Here is a 20,651-nt window from a genome sequence, read left to right as displayed (position 1 = left end):
CATCGTGTTTCCTGAGGCAGTCAGGACGTGGGAACGTCCATGCCGAACAGCCCGTAGATCCCGCTCACGTCACGGTCCTTCCAGAAGCGCAGCCAGAGCCCCGCGCGCTCACGGGACAGCGCACCGAGCTCTTCCATGACGGCCGCCGCGAAGTCAGTCGGTGCCCACGAGCCCGCGGTCACGATCGTGCCACCCGCCCGGGTGCGGCCTCGGACGGCGTGCGGTTCGATCGCGAACCTGGCCCTGCCGTGGTAGTTGGGCCACTTCTCGAGCTGAGCCAGCTCGTTGCCGGTGTGGTCGACGTCGTCGAGCAGGCCCGCCCCGCCCATCGCGTCGACGGCGCCGCAGATCGCGGCAACAAGCTGTCCGTCCCGCTTGCGTCGGGCCGCGAGCTCAAGGGCAGCGCCGTTGACCCCGTCGCCGAACCACGAGGTGCCGCCGCACAGGACGAGCGCGTCGAACGGCTCGTCCGCGACATCGGCGAGCGCCGCATCTGGAGCCACGCGGAGTCCGCCCATGCTCGTCACCGCCCCGCCCGTCGCGGTCGCCACCGTGATCGCGGCTGCTCGCTCGGTGACCTCTCGCTGGCGCAGCTCGCTCATGAGATAGCCGACCTCCCAGTCGGCCATGCCCTCCGGGAGGTACACGAGCACGCGCAAGGCCACCGCAGATGAGTCCTGGTCTGATCCGTTCCGTTCCTCAGTCATGGCTCAACGCTAGGACTGCTCGCGGACAGGGCGTGTCCGCTGGCCCAGGCCGTAGCGGTGCCGCTTCCCCGCAAATGTGCCGCGGACCCGCGGCCCCATTGCGGCGAAGGGCGCCCGGTGCATGTGTGGGCGACCACTAGACTGGATCAGCCATGTCCCTGACGATCACGTACCCCAGCGCCCTGCCCGTCTCCGAGCGGCGTGACGAGCTCATGGCGGCCATCGCCGCGAACCAGGTGACGATCATCGCGGGCGAGACCGGCTCTGGGAAGACCACGCAGATCCCCAAGATGTGCCTCGAGCTCGGCCTCGGGGAGAGGGGGCTCATCGGCCACACCCAGCCGCGGCGTCTCGCGGCGCGCACGGTCGCCGAGCGCATCGCGGAGGAACTCGGCGTCGAGCTCGGCCAGGAGATCGGCTTCCAGGTGCGGTTCACAGGCGAGGTCGGCCCGCAGACCAAGGTCAAGCTCATGACCGACGGCATCCTCCTGGCCGAGATCCAGCGGGACAGGCTCCTGCGGCGCTATTCGGCGATCATCATCGACGAGGCGCACGAGCGCAGCCTCAACATCGACTTCATCCTCGGGTACCTCAAGCGGGTCCTCCCCCAGCGTCCCGACCTCAAGGTCATCATCACGTCGGCCACGATCGACCCGGATCGCTTCGCGCGGCACTTCGCGCGCGAGCTCCCGGACGGGACGGCGGAGCAGGCACCCGTGCTCGAGGTCTCGGGGCGCACGTTCCCGGTCGAGATCCGCTACCGTCCGCTGGTTGCCGACGCGGCGGGCACAGCGGACGACGACGAATCCGCCGTCGCGCGCTCCGACGACGCCCTCGAGGACGACCGCGATCCCCTCGACGCGGTGTGCGACGCCGTCGACGAGCTCTCGCGCGAAGACCCGGGCGACATCCTCATCTTCTTCTCCGGCGAGCGCGAGATCCGCGACGCCGCCGACGCGCTCGCCGCGCGCATCCAGCGGAACCGCGCGCTCGCCAACGCCGAGATCCTCCCGCTGTTCGCGCGCCTCTCCCTCGCGGAGCAGCACCGCGTCTTCACCCCGGGCGGACGACGGCGGATCGTCCTCGCGACGAACGTCGCCGAGACGTCGCTCACCGTGCCGGGCATCAAGTACGTCATCGACACGGGCACGGCCCGTATCTCGCGATATTCACACCGCACGAAGGTCCAGCGGCTCCCGATCGAGCGCGTCTCGCAGGCCTCCGCGAACCAGCGCGCGGGCCGCTGCGGCCGCGTCTCGGACGGCATCTGCATCCGCCTCTACTCGGAGGAGGACTACCTCTCCCGCCCGGAATTCACGGACCCTGAGATTCTGCGCACGAACCTCGCCGCCGTCATCCTTCAGATGACCGCGATGGGGATCGCGCGCGGCCCGAAGGACGTCGAGGCGTTCCCCTTCGTCGAGCCGCCCGAGAGCCGCGCGATCAACGACGGCGTGACCCTCCTCCGCGAGCTCGGCGCCCTGGCGGAGAACGGCGCGGGGTCGGGCGGCCCAACGCACGACGGCGAACGCGGCCGTGGGGGCCGTGGCGCGAAGGGTGCGCTCACCGCCGTCGGCCATCAGCTCGCCCAGCTCCCCGTCGATCCGCGCCTCGGCCGCATGATCGTCGAGGCTTCGAAGCGGGACTGCGCCCGCGAGGTCATGGTGCTGGCCGCCGCGCTCACGATCCAGGACCCGCGCGAGCGCCCCACGGACAAGCGGCAGCTGGCCGACGAGAAGCACGCACGCTTCAAGGACGAGAACTCGGACTTCTCGGCCTACCTCAACCTGTGGAACTACCTCCAAGAGCAGCAGCGCGAGCTTTCCTCCTCGGCGTTCCGCCGGCTCTGCAAGGCCGAGTTCATCAACTACCTCCGCGTGCGCGAATGGCAGGAGCTGTTCCAACAGCTCCGGCAGCTCGCCCGGCCGCTCGGCATCAGCCTGGGCCCTGGACGGGATACAGATCCGGTGGGCAAGCACGACGCCGTTCATCAGTCACTCCTCGCCGGCCTCCTGAGCCACATTGGCCTGCTCGACGAACGCAAGCGCGAGTATTCCGGCGCGCGCGGGACGCGGTTCGCGATCTTCCCCGGCTCTGCGCTCTTCAAGAAGAGCCCCACGTACGTCATGGCAGCCGAGCTCGTCGAGACGAGCCGCCTGTGGGCACGGACCGCGGCCAAGATCGACCCCGAGTGGGCTGAGCTCGTGGCCCCGCACCTCGTCAAACGGACTTACTCGGAGCCCCACTGGTCCAAGCGCATGGGCTCGGTCATGGCGTACGAGAAGGTCACGCTCTATGGCGTGCCGGTCGTTCCGCAGCGGCGCGTGAACTTCGGCCGCATCGACCCCGCGCTGGCGCGTGAGCTGTTTATCCGGCACGCCCTCGTCGAAGGCGATTGGCGCACGCACCACACCTTCTTCAAGCGCAATCGCGCCCTGCTCGAGGAAGTGGACGAGCTGGAGACGCGCGTGCGCCAGCGTGGCCTGCGCGTCGACGACGAGACCCTCTTCGACTTCTACGACGAGAGGATCCCCGAGAACGTCGTCTCGGAACGGCATTTCGACGCGTGGTGGAAGACGGCCCGGCAGGCGGACGCGCACCTCCTCGACTTCGACCGTGCACTGCTCCTGAGCGATCGCGCCGAGGACGTCGACGACGCCGCGTACCCGAAAATCTGGCGGCAGGGCTCATTCGAGCTCCCCCTCGCCTACGAATTCCAGCCCGTCGCGCCCGGTGGCACGCCCGATCCGAACGACGGCGTCACCGCCGAGGTTCCGGTCCTGTTCCTCAACCAGCTCGACCCCGAGGCGTTCCGCTGGCAGATCCCCGGCCAGCGGGTGGACCTCGTCGCGGCGCTCATCAAGTCCCTGCCCAAGCAGGTACGCAAGAACTTCGTGCCGGCGCCCGACGTCGCGCGGCAGGCCGTCGCGGCGCTCGAGGCCGACTTCGACCCCGAGAGGGACGACCTCGAGCCATCGCTCGAACTCGTGCTCCGGCGGATCAAGGGCCAGATCATTCCGCCAGGCTCGTGGAACTGGGACGCGGTGCCGCCGCATCTCAAGATGTCGTTCAGCGTCGTCGATTCCCGGGGCAAGGTCCTCGGCACGGGCAAGGACCTGGCCGCGCTCCAAGAACAGCTCGCGCCCGCGACCCGGCGAGCGATCGCCGAGTCGCTCGGCGCCACGCCGCAGCCCCCGAAGTCGGGCCGTGCAACGCCGACATCGGGTCCCGTACCGCCGACATCGGGTGGCGTGGCGCCGACATCGGGTCCCGTACAGCCGACATCGGGTGGCGTGGCGCCGACATCGGGTGGCGTGGCGCCGAGATCGGGCCCCGCAAGCACGACGTCGGGGCTCACCGAGCGCACCGGCCTAGCCGATTGGAGCGTGGGGACCCTCGAGCGCACGGTGAGCGCCGTCGTCGCCGGCCACACGGTGACCGGCCACCCGGCGCTCGTCGACGAGGGCCGCGGCACGAAGGCCCAGACGGGCGCGCGTGGGACAGTGGGCCTCCGCGTGTTCCAGAGCGAGGAGGACCAGCTGCGAGCTCACCGCGCCGGGGTCATCCGGCTGCTCGCGCTGCGCATCACGCCGCCGGACCGCTATGTGCTCGAGCACCTCAACAACCGCGAGAAGCTCACGTTCAGCCAGAACCCGCACGGGAGCGTCCCCGATCTCATCGCGGACTGCGTCCTCGCGGCGATCGATCGGTTGGTGCCTGCTGAGCTCCCGTGGGACCGCGCCGCGTTCGACACCCTCTACGACCACGTGCGGGCCGAGCTCATCGACACGGTCTTCGCGGTCACCGCGATCGTCGAGCAGGTGCTCGCGGCGTCGCTGCGCATCGGCAAGCAGCTCAGGGGCGCGACGAGCCTCGCGCTCGTGAGCGGCCTCAACGACGTCAAGGCCCAACTCGAGCAGCTCGTCTACCCGGGTTTTGTAGCACGCACGGGCTACGCCCAGCTCGCGCACTTGCCCCGCTACCTGCGCGCCATCGAACGCCGCCTCGAGAAGCTGCCCACGAACGTCCAGCGCGACGCGGTCGCGATGGCCACGGTCCAGGCGCTCGAGGACGGCTACGACGACGCCGTCGCGGCGCTCGCCCCGACCGGGCGGAACGAGGCCAAGCTCGACACCGTCCGGTGGATGATCGAGGAACTGCGGGTGAGCCTCTTCGCCGTCGAGCTAGGCACGGCCGGCAAAGTCTCGGAGAAGCGTGTCCGCCAAGCCCTCAACGAGGCGCTCGCCCCGGCCTAAAACCAGAGCGAGCGCATCCACCATTAGCAGCCGGAAACAGGTCCTACCCAGGTGCCGCCTCAGGCCGTGACGTTGCACGGTAGCGTTTTTCCGCCCGCAGGAACGCTGAACGGTCCATATTGCGTTCCACGCACAGTTACCTTGATGTATTGATCAAAAGTATAGTTCTGTGACGTATCACACCGCGTCTGCTCGTAGGCATTCGCAACCCTAGAATACTGGCTGTTGTTCGATCTGACCGGCCCCGCTTCAGGGGAAAAGATTCCGCAAAGCGGCCACCCAGCCGAGCAGGTGGACCGAAGCGTCACATCAATGTAATGGGGATACAGGCTCGTCGTAGAAGCGCAAGAACTTGTAGCGCCCCACACGATGGTGTTGTTAAGAATGTGCATATCAATGCCTGATCCCGTGCAGACACCAACGCTCCATCCGGAAGCCATCATACGACCATCATTCTTTGCTTTCTTACCATTCGATGCGTCTTCGGGAATCTGGAGCACGTAATTGCCCCCGGCATCGGAGATGATTTTTGCCCCGAGTTTGTCGATCTGCATGATCGCCGTCGATGGATCAACACCGTTCGATGAGGCAAAAGCGAGGGTTCCCGCATCTGTTACCCTAACCGAATTGGGAACATTTGAGCCCGACTGCGGCCAATCGGGTGGCAGAGACGATGCAGAGAGCGGAGTGCGACGGTCAGAGCCAAAACGGCGGTAATAATCGACTTCAAAAGTTTCATAATTCCCCCAAGATCACGAGATTGGCCGACAAGGCGAGTCTTACCCATCCGCATCCTCGAGGTCAACAGTCGAGGGAATCTTTAAAACTACCACCGCCGCCCCCAGCCTCCGGCTACCAGCCATCCGGCGGGTTTGAAGGACCCAAATGCGACCACAGCGGTGCCGCATTTGCCCGCAGACACCACCCAGACACCTGCGCCCCTCGCCCCGCACGGAATCTGATCAGCTAGAAGAGCTCCTCTCCTCTAAGCACCCGCTCCACGTCCGCGACGTTCAGGCCTGATATTTCTAGAATCCAGCCGACGCCGAATCCAGTGGCGTGCGCTTCTCTTATCGCGGCCCCTAGCGTGATGGCTGCCTTCCTACATGCTTCTGACGTTTCGCGCAGACCCAAAGAGGCCTCTTGGAGAGGTAACCGAACCTCATCGGGCGGCATGACAAACTTCGCCGTCTCGTCATCTTCGCGGAAAGTCCAATCCGAATTCACACTTGCCCCCCATTACGAATTGCTTGCTCAGATTGCGCAGCCAGCACGTGCATTGACTACGACTCCGGCACGAACTCCCCGTGCCCTGCATCGCGGAGCGCCTGGCGGATCTTCTCCGCGGCGGCTTCCATCGTCGCGGGGTCAGGATGATGCTGGGCGCGCTGGAAATTGAACTCGGCCTCGGAGCTCGCTGGCCACACGTGCACGTGCAGGTGGTGGACCTCGAAGCCTGCGATGATGACGCCCGCCCGCTCGACGCCGAACGCCTCGACCTGGGCCTGCCCGATCGTCTGGGCGATGCGCATGACCCTGTCGAGCAGCTCCGGCGAGGCGTCCGTCCAGCGGTCGACCTCCTCGCGCGGCACGACGAGCGTGTGCCCGTCCGCGAGGGGCCCGATGCTCAGGAAGGCCACGACGTCGTCGTCCTTCCACACGAAGCGCCCGGGGATCTCGCCGTCGATGATCTTGGTGAAAATCGTGCTCATCGCTGTCCTTCCTGCGCCTCGTGCGAGGCTGTCGAATCATTCCTGAGGGTCGAGGCGTCGAGAACGAAGCGGTACTTCACGTCACCGGCGACCATGCGGTCGTGCGCGGCATCGAGGCCGTCTGCGTCCACGAGCTCGACGTCGGCGGCGATCCCGTGCTCAGCGCAGAAGTCGAGCATCTCCTGGGTCTCGGCGATGCCGCCGATGAGCGAGCCGCCGTAGGAGAGGCGCTGCCTGACGAGGAGCCGCGGGTCGACTGGCGGCATCGGGCCCGACGGGAGGCTCAGCTGGAACAGGGCCCCGTCAAGCCGCAGGGTGCGGAGGTACTCGTTGACGTCGTGAGGGGCAGCGACCGTGTCGATGACGAGGTCGAGCGAGCGGTGCGCGGCCGCGAGCTGCTCGGGGTCTGAGGTCACCACGACGTGGTCCGCGCCCAGCTCGCGCGCGGCGCTGGCCTTGGCCTCGGAGCGGGTGAAAACGGTGACGTCGGCACCCATGGCCTTCGCGAGCTTGACCGCCAGGTGGCCGAGCCCGCCGAGGCCTACGACGCCGACGCCCTCGCCCGGCTCCAGGCCGAAGTACCGAAGGGGCGAATACGTCGTGACGCCCGCGCACAGGAGAGGGGCGGCCTCCGCCGGATCGAGGGCGTCGGGGATGCGCAGCACGAACCTCTCGTTGACGACGATGCGCTCGGAGTAGCCGCCCTGGGTTAACTCGCCGCCGTTCCGGGGATCCGGGACGCCGTACGTGCCCACGTTTCCCCGCTCGCAGTATTGCTCGACGCCGTCGAGGCAGTTGGCGCATTCGCGGCACGAGTCCACAAGGCACCCCACCCCCACGCGATCGCCGACCGCGAAACCGCGAACCTCGTCGCCGACCCGCCGCACGCGTCCCACGATCTCGTGGCCGGGGACGAGGGGCCACGGCCGTTCGCCCCATTCGCCGCGCGTCGCATGGACATCGGAATGGCACAGGCCGCAGAACTCGATGTCAATCTCGACGTCGTCGGGCTTGACCTCGCGCCGATGCACGGTGAGGGGCACCAGCCCACTCGAGGCCGACGTCGCGCCGTAGGCGGCGACATCACTGCCCCCGGCGGGCACCTCGGCGTCGTTCGACAGTGCGGACGACGGCGGTTCGGCGACTTCGGCGGGCAGGCCGCGGCGCAGCTTGTCCGCCCCTGGCATGACGGGGCGTCCTGGAGTCATGCTCCTGACGCTATCCCATCGCGCGGGCCGATCGCATGGCCGGTCAGGCTACGGCTCCTCGCCGACCGCGACCGGGCGGGAGGGGTCGCGCGACCATTGCGAGAACGAACCCGGGTAGAGCGCGGCCTCGAAGCCCGCGATGGCGAGGGCGGCGACGTCGTGCGCCGCCGTGACGCCCGAGCCGCAATAGACGGCGACAGGCCGTCCCTGCTCGACGCCGAGCCCCTCGAAACGCCGCCGAAGCGCGTCGGCGGGCAGGAAGGTCCCATCCTCGCCAAGGTTGCCCGCCGTCGGAGCGCTCACGGCCCCCGGTATGTGCCCGGCTCGGGGATCGACGGGCTCGACCTCGCCTCGGTACCGCTCGCCCGCGCGCGCATCGAGGAGGACGCCGTCGAACGCGGCGGCCCCGTCGGCGTCGAGCGTCGGCATCGCACCCGATCGCAGGGTCACGTTCCCCGGGGCGGGCGTGCGGGTTCCTTCCTCGAGCGGGTAGCCTTCGGTCGTCCACGCCGTGAGACCGCCGTCGAGGATCCGGACGTCGATCCCTGCGTCGCGCAGCATCCACCACGCGCGCGCCGCCGCCTGCCCGGACGTCGCGTCGTAGACGACCACGGCGTCGCCGTCGTCGATCCCCCACCTGCGGGCGGACTCCTCAAAGCGCTCCGGGCTCGGAAGCGGGTGGCGACCGCCCGCGGCCTCCTCGGGGCTGCCGGATGCGACCGGGACCGCGAGCTCGCTCTCGAGGTCCGCGAACACGGCGCCCGGGATGTGGCCCTCGCGGTACGCGTCGCGGCCGTTCGGCCCGCCGAGCGCCCAGCGGACGTCGACCAGGACCACGCGGCTGGCCCCGAGGCGCTCCCTGAGCTCGGGAGCGGAGATCAGGACCGTTGGATTCACTCGTGCTGTGCTCATCGTCCCCACCCTAGCCCGCGCGCCGCTCGCGGCGGCATAGGCTTTCCTGGTGGAATCTCATGCCGAACCCCGCGACAGCCGCCCGAGCGTCGATCACGATCCCCTCGGAGCCGAGCGGGCGTGGGCCAACGAGGCGATCCGGCGCATCGAGGCCGACGCGCGCCGGAGCGCGGACACGCATCTGCACGCGATCCCGCTCCCCGCGGAATGGGGCGTCGAGGTCTACCTCAAGGACGAATCGACCCATCGCACGGGAAGCCTCAAGCACCGCCTCGCGCGCTCCCTCTTCCTCTTCGGCCTCGTCAACGGCTGGATCCGGGAGGGCGCAACCGTCGTCGAGGCGTCGAGCGGAAGCACCGCGGTCTCGGAGGCGTATTTCGCGCGCCTCATCGGGGTGCCGTTCGTCGCCGTCATGACACGTGGGACGAGCCGCGAGAAGATCGCCCTCATCGAGTCTTACGGCGGCCGCTGCCATTTCGTCGACGCGGCGGGCGAGGTCTACGGCGAGGCCGCGCGGCTGGCCGAGGCGTGCGGCGGCCACTATCTCGACCAGTTCACCTACGCCGAGCGGGCCACCGACTGGCGCGGCAACAACAACATCGCCGAGACGATCTTCGCCCAGCTCGAGGTCGAGAGGCACCCAGTGCCGCGCTGGATCGTCGTCGGCGCGGGCACGGGCGGGACGAGCACGACGATCGGCCGCTATGTGCGGTACCGCAGGTTCGCGACGCGGCTCGCGGTCGTGGACCCCGAGAACTCCGCGTTCTACCCGAGCTGGGCCTCCGGAGGCGCGGCCGACGGCGGGGCGTCCCGGATCGAAGGCATCGGGCGTCCGCGGCTCGAACCGAGCTTCAACCCCGCCATCGTCGACCGCATGATGCGCGTGCCGGACGGCGCGTCCGTCGCCGCGATGCGGGACCTCACCTCCCGGTTCGGATTCGACGCCGGGCCCTCGACCGGGACGAACCTGTGGGGCGTGTGGCAGCTCGTCGCCGAGATGATCGCGACCGGTGAGCGCGGGAGCATCGTGACGCTCATGTGCGACGGCGGATCCCGCTACGCGAATTCGTATGGCAACGATGCGTGGCTCGCGGAGAACGGCCTCGATCCCGCCCCGTACGCGAGGGCGATCGAGGAGTTCTTCGCGACGGGGCGATGGACCGGCTGAGCCTCACAGCTCGACGGTCTCCCCCGGCTCGAGGTGCACGAACTCGGTTCCGTAGATAGACCCGACCCGCTTCGCGTGGCCCTCGACGAGGCCAGTTCCCAGCTCATTGAGCAGGGCGTTGTGGATCGGGAACGCGCGGCGGGCCCGCACGGAGATGATGAAGTCGAGGACTTCGCCGATCTTGTTCCACGGTGCGTGGATTGGCACGAGCAGCGTGCCGACGGCGATCCCGTGCGGAACCGTAAACGAGTCGCCGGGGTGGAATACCTCGCCGTCCACGAGGTAGCCGATGTTGGCGACGACGGGGACGAGCGGGTGGATGAGCGCGTGCTGGCTGCCGAACGTCTGGACTCGATAGCCCGCGGCCTCGAACTCGGCGTTCTGCTCGGCCGCGTGGATGCGATCCGCCGCGCCTGGCGCCGCCGCACGGAGCTGTTCGGCGACCTTCGCGGGAGCCCACGCCTCGAGGGCGGTGTCCTGGGCGAGGACCGCGGCGACGCGATCGACGTCGACGTGGTCGGCATGCTCATGCGTCACGAGAAGCGCCTCCGCCCCGCGCAGCGCCTCCTCGACCTCGGAGAAGCTGCCCGGGTCGATCACGAGCACGCGGCGGGCCCCGCCGTCGTCGGGCGCTCCCCCGCCCGCGCCCGAGGCGGGCTTGTCGAGCCGGACGCATGCGTGGGTGTACTTCGTGAGCCTCATGCAGGCCAGTCTAGGCAGGCTTGTTAGGCTGGAATATCTGCGAACGGACGGCGTTCTTGAAGGGAAGGCCGGAAGTAAAGGTCTTCGCGGAGGAAGCGATTCGGGCGGCTCGTCCGGGACGGAGGATGCAGTGACCGGGACGACGACGGGCCACACACGCGCGTCCGGAGGGCGCGAGCAGCGTGTCACGAAGCAGAAGGTCGCCGTGAGCGAGGCGCTCGACGATCTGGCCGACTTCGTCTCGACCCAAGATCTGCACCGCATCCTCCAGGACCGCGGCGCCTCCGTCTCCCTGGCGACGACCTACCGCATCGTCCAGGCCATGGCCGAGGACGGACTCCTCGACGTCCTGAGGACCGACGACGGCGAGGCCCGCTATCGCCGGTGCGAAGCCCACGGCCACCATCATCACCTCGTGTGCCGGCGCTGCGGCAAGGCGGTCGAGATCGAGGCCCCTGCCGTCGAGTCGTGGGCGAGCCGCGTCGCGGCCGATCACGGCTACACGGCCGTCGAGCACACGGTCGAGATCTTCGGGCTGTGCTCCGAGTGCTCCGCGGCCATGGCGGCCGAAGGCGACGCGGAGGGCTGAATCGCCGCATCACAGCCGAATTCAGGCGTTGTGAGGGCCGTATTGCGCCCTCGCCACCCCGCTACAGGACTGAACCCGTCAGGGCTTGATCGCCCGCTCCCGCCACCACGGGTCATGCATCCGGATCAACTCCCAAGTCTGGATGTTTGGCTGAGGCTCTGGATGTTTGGCTGAGGCCTTCTGCATACCGGTCGTCCGGATTAGTCTGCAGCCATCGTTCGCTGTGGCGGGGCTCACGGGAGTGTGGCGCACCGCCCTTTTCGGGGGGAAGGCCTGCTGATGTCTGTGTTTTGCGGGGGTTTTGCGCGCTCTTTTTCGGGTCTGGCGGCCGTGCTCGGGGCGGCTGCCCTGGCCTTCGGCTCCCTGGTCTGCGCCGGTTCCGGGCCGGCGTTTGCTTCGGTCGACGGGGCAGCGGTCCCTGCGGCCACGCCGGCTCGGGCGACGCAGGAGGAGGCCGCCATGTCGCGCGCAAGGAGCACCGGGGCAAGGGTGCGGGTGGATGCGCTCACGACCGAGACCCGGGTGGTGGACGCGAATCCGGACGGGACGTTCACGGCGACGGTGACCGCATCGCCGGTGCGGATGCGCTCAGGCTCGGGGTGGGCGGACATCGACCCGGCCCTGGCCGACGACGGGACGGCGGTCCGCCCGCGGATGGCACCCCTAGATGTGAGCTTCGCCCGCGGCGGGGACGCCCGGATGTCCACGGTCGGGGACCGCAAGGGCCACGGCATCGAGCAGTGGTGGCCTTACGGGAGCCTGCCCGCCCCGGTCCTGTCGGGCAACCAGGCCACGTACCCGGACGTCCTGCCTGGGGTCGACCTGGTCCAGATCGCGGGCTGGGACCGGGCGGGCCAGGTGTTCAAGGTCAAGAACAAGGAGGCGCTGGCCGACCCCCGGCTGAAGGGGCTGCGCATCCGTCTGAAGGCGGCCGGCGCCACGGTCGAGCCTGACCGGAACGGCGGGGTCGCGATACGCGGGGCCGACACCGGGCAGGTGGAGCTGGCGGCGTCCAAGGGCCAGTGGTGGGACACCAGGTACCCGGACACGTCCGCGGCGGACCCGGGCGGGCCGGGCCTGTCGCACCCGTTCGACCTGGGCCTGTCCACGGACGCCAAGGGGGCCGCCTCGACCGGGATCGCCGGCGCAGTCGGGGACCCGGCGGGACTGGCGTTCCCGGTGTACATCGACCCGGACTACACGTCCCAGCGCCGTGACTTCCTGTACGTGGACTCGGCGTTCCCGGCCTATTCGTACTGGGACGCGCCGTCGTACACCGACGGCAGCGTCCATGTCGGGTTCCTGCCCGCGGCTTGGGACTACACCTACGGGTACAACCACACCACGCGGGGGTTCTACCAGTTCGACACGACTGCGAGCCAGGGCGCGGTGATCCTGGCGGCGAAGTTCAGCGTCTGGGAGCTTTGGTCTTCCTCGTGCACGCCCACGACAGTGCGCGCGTACGTCACCGGCGGGATCACCCCGTCCACGAACTGGAACAGCCAGCCGGGGCAGATCCAGCAGCTCGACGCGAAGACCTTCGCGTACGGGAACTCTGCGAGCTGCCCGCAGTCCGCGGTCGGGTTTGACATGATGGCCGCCAAGACCCTCCTGCCGACCACCCCTCAGTGGACGGTGGGCCTGTACGCGGACAACGACACCTCGGACCCGCTGAGCTGGAAGCGCTTCGACAACGGGGCCACGGCCGGGCACAACGCCCAGATCACCATCACGTACGGGCACCCGCCCAACCCGCCCAAGGTGACCGCCGTGTCGGGGTGCGCCAAGTACTGCACGAGCGACAGTGCGGTCGGGAACAGCGGGATCATCCGCACCGCGGGCCCGGTGTTCACGGTCTCCGGGTCCGATCCGGACGTGAACGACGGGTGGATCACCGCGTGGATGTCGGTGACGAAAGAGGGCGAGGCGAACGCCCGGTGGTGGATGGGGGCGGGGCAGCCGGTGTGGATGAGCCCGGTCAACGGGTCGGGCTCCTGGGGGTACGCCTCGACCGGCCAAGGCACTGGCCAGGCGCTGCCTGACGGGCACTACAAGTTCTCGGTGACCCTGGTGGACCAGCAGGGTCTGGTGTCCGCGACCACGGACTACTGGTTCTGGGTCGACACGGCCGCCCCGCCCGCGCCGCAGATCACGGCCCCGGCCGCCCTGGCCTCGGGAAACGACCCCAACGGGGTGGTGGGGGCGACCACGTACACGTTTACGGTCTCTGCGCCCTCCTCGGCGTACCCAGTGAGGGGCTTCATCTACGCGGTGACCGAGGGCGGGGCGACCCCGCCGGCACCGGATGCGGGCATGCAGTGCGGGAACCGGACCGGGGCGTTCGTGATGGTCTGCGCCCTGGGCCCCTCGAGCAGTGCGTCGTTCACCGTCGCGGCGGTGGACGCGTCGACGTCGGTGAGCGCGTGGACGGTGGACGACGCCGGCAACATCGGCACCTGCACCCCGTCGACCTGCCCGATGGCCCCGGACCGGTCGGCCATGTCGCCGGTGACGACCTTCGCGGTCGGGAAGACAGCACCGGACCCGGCCAGGGCGATGGACCTCTCCGACTCGGCCGCCGGCACCTCCAGGACCGGGATCACCGTCTCCGGGTTCAGCGGGCCGAGCGGGGCCTGCGCGACGGAGCCGGTGAGCGCCTTCGCACCGGAGGGCTTCTCCTACACCGGCGGGTACAGCGCCACCGCCGCGGGGCAGGCAGTCGACTCCTCAAAGTCGTTCACCGCCTCCGTGTGGGCCTGCCCCTCCGGGACCTCGCCGTCGACGGTGCTGTCCCAGGCCGACGCCACCGGGGCCTCCCAGCTGAGGCTGGGCATCGCCGCGGACGGGAAATGGGCCCTGACCACCCGTGCCGCCGACGGAACCGAGACCGCGGTCGAGGGGGTCAACACGGCCCCGGCTGGGCAGTGGACCCTGGTCAGCGCCCAGTACGACAGCGTCAACGCCCAGCTGCGCATCAGCGCCTCCTACTCCAACACGAAGGACACATGGGTCGTGGCGGTGGCGAAGCCCCCGGCCGCGCCGGGGACGGGAACCCAGATCTACCTGGGCAGGAAGTCGGCCTCGGACACCCAGTCCTACACCGGCCTGCTCGTCCGCCCTGTGCTGACCCAGGCCGTCCTGACCGCCCAGCAGCTGCAGAACCTCTGGGGCAGCACAGCCGCCGGGACCAGCCAGATCCTCTACTAGCACCGACCTCTGCCCGCACCGGCACCCATCGAGGGGAGAACCGACATGGCCAGGAAGACCCGCCCGTCCCTCGCGGCCGCGATCGCCGCAGCCTTCGCCGTGGTCATTGCGGCGGCGTCCCCGCCGGCGCTGGCTGTGGCGGCCCCGTACGTTCCGCCGCCGATGTGGCAGGCCCCGACCATTCCCGTCGTGCCCGCAGGCCCGGCCCATGGCCCGGCCGATCCGTTGACCACGCCGGGCGGGCCCGGCACCCAGGCCACCGTCAGGGGGGCCGCGGCGGCCAAGGTGCCCTCCGTCGCAGGCGGGCACGGCTCTGCCCGGGGCGCGGTGCCGATGGCCGCGCCGACGACGAACACGGCCGGGGCAGGGGACTTCGCGGCCCTGCCGGGCAGCTCGGCGGGATCGTGGGGGGTGACCGGCCAGACCGGGGCGTTCACTTGGTCCTACCCTTTCACTGTGCGGAAGGCTCCGGCCGGGCCGACCCCGCAGCTGGCGTTCTCCTACGACTCCACCCGGGTCGACGGGCTCACCTCGGCGACGAACAACCAGGCCTCCGTGGTCGGGGACGGGTGGGCACTGGCCGGGGCGGGGCGGATCAGCCAGCGATTCGCCGCCTGCGCCGACCAGGGCGTGGCGGGCTCGTACGACCTGTGCGGGAACCCCGGCGGGCAGAAGCTGGCCGTGAGCTTCGGCGGCCGGTCCTCCGAGCTCGTCAAGGACGCCGCCACCGGCACCTGGCACCTCGCGGCCGACGACGGAACCCGCGTCGAATACCTCACCGGCACCGGCAACGGGACCTACGACGGCGGGTACTGGAAGCTCACCGACCCGGACGGCATCCAGTGGTTCTTCGGCCTCAACCGCCTCCCCGGGTGGGCCGCAGGGCAGGTCACCACGAACTCCGCGGACACCGTCCCGGTCGGGGCCGCGGATGCGTCCCAGCCGTGCGCGGCCGCGACGTTCGCCGCGTCGCTGTGCCAGCAGGCCTACGGCTGGGACCTGGACTACGTCGTGGACCCCAGCGGGAACACGCAGGCGTTCTACTACACGCAGGACACCAACTGGTACCAGTCCCAGAACGGCACCGGGGCGGTCCTGCCCTACGTTCGCGCCACCCGGCTGGCGAAGGTCGACTACGGGATGCGGGCCGGGTCCGAGCTGAGCTCGCCGGCGCCGCTGCATGTGCTGCTCTCGTACGACAACCGGTGCTCCGGGGTGGACTGCACGAAGGGCTCCGACATCCCCACCGGGTTCTCCTGCCCCGCCGGGGGCCCGTGCACGGTCTATTCCCCGACCTTCTACACCGACCAGCGCCTCACCGCCGTGCAGTCTGAGACGCTCAACGGCACCGCCTACCAGGGCGCGGACAAGTGGACGCTCGCCCACTCCATGCCCGATCCCGGGGACGGTACCAAGCCGGCCCTGTGGCTCGGCTCGGTCGCGCACTCCGGGATCGACACCAGCACCGGGAGCGCCGCCGTCGCGGACCCGGCCACCGTGTTCTCCGGCCAGACCCTGCAGAACCGGGTCTGGGTCACCGACGGGCTCGCCCCCCTGGACCGGTACCGACTCTCCGGGATCCAGTCCCCGACCGGGGCGAATACCGGGGTCGTGTACAACGGAGCAGACTGCAGTCCGACCTCCCTGCCCGCCTCCCCCCAGTCGAACACCCGCCGCTGCTTCCCGCAGTGGTGGACCCCGCCGGGCATGGCGGCCCGGATGGACTGGTTCCACGTCTACCCCGTCCAGGCCGTGAGCGTGGACGCCGGCCCCGGCGGGCCTGGGTCCCTAACCCAGACCACCGCCTACACCTACCTCGGCAGCCCCGCCTGGCGGTACCCCGAGCTGCACTACCGCACTGACGCGGCGAGCTCGAAGATGACCTGGTCCGTCCTGGCCGGCTGGTCCCAGGTCAAAGCCGTCACCGCCGGCTCCGCGACGACCAGCACATACCTGCGCGGACTGGACGGGACCCCCGCCGACACCGCCGGGGGCACCGTCGCCTCGTCCGCGACAGCCTCGGACGGGACGATCGTGACCGACTCGCCCTGGTACGCCGGGCGGACCCTGGAAACCCAGAGCGCGCTCGGGGACGGCGGAGCCCTCCTGAAGGTCGCCACGAGGTTCCCGTGGGCGTCTGCGCCGACCGCGACCGGCACCGCAGCCCTGGGCGGGCCCACCGCCCGCCAGCTGGGCACCGGCCGGGTGTGGACCAAGTCCGTCGTCGCCGCCGGGTGGCGGTACACCAACGCCACCACCGGCTTCGACAGCCTCGGCCGGCCCGTGTGGGCCTCCGACCAGGGCGACACCGCCATACCGGGCGATAACACCTGCACCACCATCGCCTACGCCACCGGCACCGCCGCGAACCTCCTGCACCTGCCCGCCCAGACCGCGACCTACGCCGGGACCTGCAACCCGGACGGCACTCCCAGCGGGAACCTCCTCAAAGCCTCCCAGACCCGCTACGACGGGGCCGCCTCCGCGCTGCCGGGCACACCCGGCTACACAGACCCCGCCCACGGCCTCGCGACGGGATCCCAGGCCGCCTCAGCGGTCACCGCCCAGACCGCCACCGCCTGGCAGCCCGGCCCCACCATCACCTACGACCCGCTCGGCCGCGCTACCAGCTCGACCGACAGCACCACCGGCAGCCCCCGCACCACCAGCACCGCCTACACCCCCGCCACCGGGCCCGTGACCGCCACCACAGTGACGAACCCGCTCGGCTGGACCACCACCACGACGTACGACCCCATCCGGGGCAACACCCTCAAGGCCACCGACCCGAACGGCTCCGTCGCCGAGAACGCGTACGACGCCTCCGGACGTATCACCGCAACTTGGGGCCCGCTCCGGCCCCGGGCCACCAACCCGACCCCGGACACCGCAACCGCCTACAGCGTCTCCCAGACCAGCCCGTCCTGGGTCCAAAGGACCAAGGTCGACAACTCCGGCGGGACCACCGCCTCCTACACCGTCTACGACGGGCTCGGCCGCGTCCGCCAAACCCAGGCCACCTCCGTCGCCGGGGGCACCATCGCCACCGACACGTTCTACAGCGCCGCAGGGGTCGTCTCCAGTCGACGCAACCCCTACTACATGGGCACCGCCCCCAACGGCACCCTGATGCTCCCCACCATCGCCGTGCCCTCCTCCGACCTGTACGACTACGACCCCGCAGGTAGGCCCACCCGCACCCGGCACATGGCCTGGGACAACCAGCTGCTCTCCGAGATCGACCTCGCCTACACCGGCACCGATACCACCACCGCCGCGGGCACCGGCACCACCGCCGCCGCCACCACGGCCACGGACGCCCACGGCCATGTCTCCGCGAAGACCACCTGGCACGGACCCACGGCCACCGGTGCCGGGGACACCACCACGTACGCCCACGACGCCCTCGGGAACCTGACAAGGATGACCGATCAGGCGGGGAACGCCTGGACCTGGACCCTGGACCCCCTCGGCCGGCAGGCCTCCCGCACGGACCCCGACATCGGCACCACCGCCACCGCCTACGACCCCGCCGGGCGCACGTCCACGGTCACGGACGCGGCAGGAACCGTCACCTCGTACACCTACGACGCGCTCGACCGGGCCACGGGCACCTCGACCGCGGCCTCCGGGCAGGCCGCCAAGGCCCTCGCCAACACCGTGTACGACACGGAGAAGAAGGGCCAGGTCGGATCCGCGACCCGGTACAACGGGCCCAACCAAGACCAGCCCGTCACCACCGCCTACTCCGGCTACAACGCCGCATACGAGCCCGGAACCGTCAAGCTCACCCTGCCGGGCTCGTTCGGGGCCCTCGGCGCGACCTACACCACCTCGACCCGGTACGGGGCCACCGGGCTGCCCACCCTCACCGCCCTGCCCGCCGCCGGGCCCCTGCCCGCCGAGGGCATCGAGAGCGACTACAACGCCCTGGACATGCCCAACGGGCTCATCTCCCAGTACAACGTCCGGTACGCGACCAACGTCACCTACAACAACCTCAACCTCCTCGGCGCCTACAACCAGAACGACACCACCGCCACCACCGCCGGCGCCGACACCATGGGCAACACCACCGCCCAGTACGCCTGGGACGCCACCACCGGGAACGTCACCACCATCCAGGCCTGGAACGCCGCCAAGGGCACCACCAGCGACCTCGGCAAGACCGACTACGCCTACGACCCCACCGGCCGCCTCACCTCCACCGCCCTCTCATACCCGACCCGCACCACCGCCCCGGGCGCGGACCGCCAGTGCTACGCCTACGACTGGGCCAACCGGCTCAACCAGGCCTGGACCACCGCCGCCGCCGACTGCTCGGCCGGGTTCAGCCCCGCCGCGATCGGCGGCCCCGCCCCCTACGCCCAGGCCTACACCTACACCCCCAGCGGGGACCGGGCCACCGCCACCCGCTACAACCCCGACGGCACCACAGCCGAGACCGAGGCCTACACCTACGGCAACGGCGGACCCCACCGCCTCCAGACCATCGCCCGCACCACCGGCACCACCACCACAACCGACACCTTCGCCTACGACCCCGCCGGACGCATGACCGGCCGCGGCGGACAGACGCTCGCCTACACCCCCGACGGCAGACTCGCCTCGACCACCGGCGCCTCCACCATCCCCCTGGACCCCAACCCCAACAGCCCCACCGGGGCACCCCGGGCCGCCGGGACCGCCCAGGCGTCCACCCGCTACTACACCGCCGACGGCGCCCTCGCCGGCATCACCGACGGCACCGGCACCACCGCCCTCATCGGCAACGCCACCGTGTACGCCCCCACCACCGGGCCGACCACCGCCACTCGCACCTACACCTTCGCCGGCAAGACCGTCGCCCAAAGAACCGCCACCACCGCCGCCACCGGGTCGGCCACAGCGTTCATCACCGGCGACGCCCTCAACACCGCCCAGACCATCACCACCTCCACCACCGGCGGCGGCACCAACCCCATCACCGTCACCACCCGCCGCACTGACCCCTACGGCTTCGCTCGCGCACCCACCCTCACAGCCCCAGGCAACAGCGCCCTCGCCACAGCCCCCGCACTCGCCACCGGGCCCGGCTCCAACGCCGCCAACCCCGGCACCTTCTCCGCAGCCACCGGCTACCTCACCGCCCTGGCCGACACCGCCAGCACCCTCACCCACCTCGGCGCCCGCGACTACGACCCCGCGCTCGGGGCCTTCACCGCCCCCGACCCCCTACTCGACCTCAAAGACCCCCGCAATTACTCCCCCTACGCCTACGCCAACAACAACCCCGTCAACAGCTCCGACCCCACCGGCCTGAACGTCTGGATCACCGACGGAGACGGCTCCAGCTGGCACGCCTCCACCGCCGACTGGCAGCAGCCCGACCCCGTCTACCCCGAATACCTCAACCCCCTCCGCCCCGTCGACTCCCAACTCGTCGCCCCCGGCACCTACTCCAACGGCGCCTACGCCGGCACCTACTACAACCCCACCCCCATCACCACGCCCCCACCAGCCGACCCACCCGGCCAGGACAACATCGCGCTCATCGCCCAGGGAGCCGCCGACCCCGACGGGATCATCGCCTACCAGAACCGATACGGCACCGAAGCCGCCCTCGCCAACGCCATCAGATTCACCACCTTCGACGCCTCCTTCCTCCCATTCGCCGGCGGCGCCATCGACGTGCTCGGAAACCGCTGGGCCGACACCATCGAAGGCAAAGACCCCGGCCCCCTCACCGGCGAAGACGCCGCCACCATCGGCATCGGAGCCCTCGGCCCCATAGGCAAAGCCGCCAAAGCACTCAAAGCCCTCGATAAGATCGAAGAAGCCGCAAAGGCGGGAGAGACCGTCGCGGAGACCGCAGTCCACGGGAACTCGGCATCGAGCTCGGCGCGCACCTACCTCTATCGCCTCTACGATTCGGAAACGGGTACATATTTGAAGACCGGAATCTCCAAGAACCCCGCCGCGAGGTACACCAAGTCCTTCATGGAGGACAAAGAAATGCAGATCCTCCAGTCCGGGAGCCGCCGTCAGATGCTCAACTTGGAACGCTTCATCGTTGAGCGAGATCCGGGACCGCTGAACCGTGAACGCTGGGCCGGCGCGTTTGGATGGGACGTCCCATGACCGCGTCCACCGAGAGGCCCCGAGTCCTATCGATCGGCATCTTGGTTGGAGGCCAGACCCCCTCGAACCG

At 69.9% G+C, this 20,651-nt stretch carries 11 protein-coding genes; 5 read left to right on the top strand and 6 right to left on the bottom strand.

The features are described from left to right. Positions 1-20: 20 nt before the first annotated feature. On the bottom strand, positions 21-707 hold the full coding sequence (locus tag RBS12_RS06840) for a DJ-1/PfpI family protein (protein ID WP_307965327.1): 687 nt from the start codon (positions 705-707) through the stop codon (positions 21-23). A gap of 152 nt (positions 708-859) precedes the next feature. Here RBS12_RS06840 and hrpA point away from each other — a divergent pair, with 152 nt between their 5' ends. After that, complete coding sequence (gene hrpA, locus RBS12_RS06835) at positions 860-4,963, top strand: ATP-dependent RNA helicase HrpA (protein WP_307965326.1); 4,104 nt, start codon at positions 860-862, stop codon at positions 4,961-4,963. Between the two features lie 59 nt (positions 4,964-5,022). Here hrpA and RBS12_RS06830 read toward each other — a convergent pair whose 3' ends face one another. The 4 genes from RBS12_RS06830 to RBS12_RS06815 form a co-directional block, all read right to left on the bottom strand. After that, complete coding sequence (locus RBS12_RS06830) at positions 5,023-5,517, bottom strand: hypothetical protein (RefSeq protein WP_307965325.1); 495 nt, start codon at positions 5,515-5,517, stop codon at positions 5,023-5,025. Positions 5,518-6,246: 729 nt separating this feature from the next. Further along, positions 6,247-6,675: an HIT family protein gene (locus RBS12_RS06825; RefSeq protein ID WP_307965324.1), complete on the bottom strand. Its 429-nt coding sequence runs from the start codon at positions 6,673-6,675 to the stop codon at positions 6,247-6,249. Next, complete coding sequence (locus RBS12_RS06820; RefSeq protein ID WP_307965323.1) at positions 6,672-7,883, bottom strand: NAD(P)-dependent alcohol dehydrogenase; 1,212 nt, start codon at positions 7,881-7,883, stop codon at positions 6,672-6,674. The genes RBS12_RS06825 and RBS12_RS06820 overlap by 4 nt, the downstream gene beginning before the upstream one ends. A 48-nt stretch (positions 7,884-7,931) precedes the next feature. Next, positions 7,932-8,795 carry a sulfurtransferase gene (locus RBS12_RS06815; protein WP_307965322.1) on the bottom strand — a complete coding sequence of 288 codons (864 nt, stop codon included), beginning with the start codon at positions 8,793-8,795 and terminating at the stop codon, positions 7,932-7,934. Between the two features lie 136 nt (positions 8,796-8,931). On the opposite strand from RBS12_RS06815, the gene RBS12_RS06810 reads away from it, so the two are divergent. Next, complete coding sequence (locus RBS12_RS06810; protein ID WP_307965651.1) at positions 8,932-9,963, top strand: pyridoxal-phosphate dependent enzyme; 1,032 nt, start codon at positions 8,932-8,934, stop codon at positions 9,961-9,963. Positions 9,964-9,966: 3 nt separating this feature from the next. Here RBS12_RS06810 and RBS12_RS06805 read toward each other — a convergent pair whose 3' ends face one another. Continuing rightward, on the bottom strand, positions 9,967-10,665 hold the full coding sequence (locus tag RBS12_RS06805; RefSeq protein WP_307965321.1) for an MBL fold metallo-hydrolase: 699 nt from the start codon (positions 10,663-10,665) through the stop codon (positions 9,967-9,969). A gap of 130 nt (positions 10,666-10,795) precedes the next feature. Here RBS12_RS06805 and RBS12_RS06800 point away from each other — a divergent pair, with 130 nt between their 5' ends. The 3 genes from RBS12_RS06800 to RBS12_RS06790 all read left to right on the top strand — a co-directional run bounded on the left by RBS12_RS06800 (position 10,796) and on the right by RBS12_RS06790 (position 20,581). Further along, complete coding sequence (locus RBS12_RS06800) at positions 10,796-11,254, top strand: Fur family transcriptional regulator (RefSeq protein WP_307965320.1); 459 nt, start codon at positions 10,796-10,798, stop codon at positions 11,252-11,254. 459 nt (positions 11,255-11,713) lie between these two features. Continuing rightward, positions 11,714-14,461 (top strand): LamG-like jellyroll fold domain-containing protein, encoded by a 2,748-nt coding sequence (locus RBS12_RS06795; protein WP_307965319.1) that lies wholly within the window; start codon positions 11,714-11,716, stop codon positions 14,459-14,461. A 45-nt stretch (positions 14,462-14,506) separates the two neighbouring features. Then, positions 14,507-20,581, top strand: coding sequence for an RHS repeat-associated core domain-containing protein (locus tag RBS12_RS06790; protein WP_307965318.1), 6,075 nt, complete (start codon positions 14,507-14,509; stop codon positions 20,579-20,581). The last annotated feature ends 70 nt before the right edge of the window (positions 20,582-20,651 follow it).

The organism is Sinomonas sp. ASV322, from assembly GCF_030908245.1.
Lineage (GTDB): Bacteria > Actinomycetota > Actinomycetes > Actinomycetales > Micrococcaceae > Sinomonas.
This window is presented reverse-complemented; position numbering and strand designations above follow the sequence as displayed.

Bases quoted from the DNA above. Each gene is read 5' to 3' on its own strand.
- RBS12_RS06840 (WP_307965327.1), bottom strand. From the start codon at position 707: ATGACTGAGGAACGGAACGGATCAGACCAGGACTCATCTGCGGTGGCC.
- hrpA (WP_307965326.1), top strand. From the start codon at position 860: ATGTCCCTGACGATCACGTACCCCAGCGCCCTGCCCGTCTCCGAGCGG.
- RBS12_RS06830 (WP_307965325.1), bottom strand. From the start codon at position 5,517: ATGCAGATCGACAAACTCGGGGCAAAAATCATCTCCGATGCCGGGGGC.
- RBS12_RS06825 (WP_307965324.1), bottom strand. From the start codon at position 6,675: ATGAGCACGATTTTCACCAAGATCATCGACGGCGAGATCCCCGGGCGC.
- RBS12_RS06820 (WP_307965323.1), bottom strand. From the start codon at position 7,883: ATGACTCCAGGACGCCCCGTCATGCCAGGGGCGGACAAGCTGCGCCGC.
- RBS12_RS06815 (WP_307965322.1), bottom strand. From the start codon at position 8,795: ATGAGCACAGCACGAGTGAATCCAACGGTCCTGATCTCCGCTCCCGAG.
- RBS12_RS06805 (WP_307965321.1), bottom strand. From the start codon at position 10,665: ATGAGGCTCACGAAGTACACCCACGCATGCGTCCGGCTCGACAAGCCC.
- RBS12_RS06795 (WP_307965319.1), top strand. From the start codon at position 11,714: ATGTCGCGCGCAAGGAGCACCGGGGCAAGGGTGCGGGTGGATGCGCTC.
- RBS12_RS06790 (WP_307965318.1), top strand. From the start codon at position 14,507: ATGGCCAGGAAGACCCGCCCGTCCCTCGCGGCCGCGATCGCCGCAGCC.